This is a genomic window from Hafnia sp. HMSC23F03, from assembly GCF_001816025.1.
Lineage (GTDB): Bacteria > Pseudomonadota > Gammaproteobacteria > Enterobacterales > Enterobacteriaceae > Hafnia > Hafnia paralvei.
The window spans coordinates 1-930 of the sequence record NZ_KV824239.1; the positions used below are offsets into that span (position 1 = coordinate 1).

Here is a 930-nt window from a genome sequence, read left to right on the forward strand (position 1 = left end):
CCACCTGCTGCCAGCTATGTCCCCGGCCCACCCACAGACTGCAACCTTCTCCGCCAATGTAGACATTGCCATCCGGTGCGCAGGTCACGGTACTGAGTTGTTGATTCGAGGGAAAACCGCATTGTGTCCAGGTATCTCCATCGTAGTGCCAGACATCACCACAGCCACCTACTGCGTAAAAATCGGTATCACTAAATGCATCAATATCTTTAAACCCATAATTAGTGCTGACATTATCCTCAGGCAGTCCTTTATCAAGTTTGACCCATTCCCCATATCAATACGCTTATAAATTTTTCTAAATAAGCCCACGCTATATGTATAACCACCAATACATTTTAATCGTCTGGTGTTTGCCCACTTTTCTTCATCAATATATTCCATCGGCCAGGGGCCGCCCGACCCCATTGCAAAAACTGCACCTTTCTCAGAATCAGAGGACATTAGACCTTGCTCTTTAGGAAGCAACGCAATACCTACTTTTGGACGATTAAAACCAAATAACTCTGTATGTGCATAGGGTTCATTTAAATCGTCAAGGAATAGTGCAACAAGACGGGTGTGGATTTGGCTATCCCATAGAGATGAAGCCTTTTCATCCGGAATATCCTGACGGACACACAAGTATACAATGTAGTTATTTCTTACTGCACACCCGGTAATTAGCCACCCCTGAAATTTTTCTAACCATTTTTCTTTTAAAATATAAGACATTGCATCTCCTTTATCTGCTCTGTGGACCATCATTAGCACCTTTATGCTGATTAGCATTTTTATCCGTTGTTGACGGTCGCGCATTCGGACATAACTTCTTGTAATAAGCTTCCAGTTGCGCACGAATACATTTATTTGAACACCCGACATGCATGGAATGCATATTTATGAGTATTTTTTAGCTGTCAGTACGGTTTAACAATGGAGTGCCATTGC

At 42.7% G+C, this 930-nt stretch carries 1 protein-coding gene; it reads right to left on the reverse strand.

The window, feature by feature from the left end; all coding sequences use genetic code 11:
* Positions 1 to 168: 168 nt before the first annotated feature.
* Positions 169 to 714 (reverse strand): hypothetical protein, encoded by a 546-nt coding sequence (locus tag HMPREF3091_RS18350; protein WP_139146231.1) that lies wholly within the window; start codon positions 712 to 714, stop codon positions 169 to 171.
* Positions 715 to 930 lie beyond the last annotated feature (216 nt).

Excerpts from the sequence above, each read along its gene's own strand:
- HMPREF3091_RS18350 (WP_139146231.1), bottom strand. The coding sequence starts at position 714 with ATGTCTTATATTTTAAAAGAAAAATGGTTAGAAAAATTTCAGGGGTGG.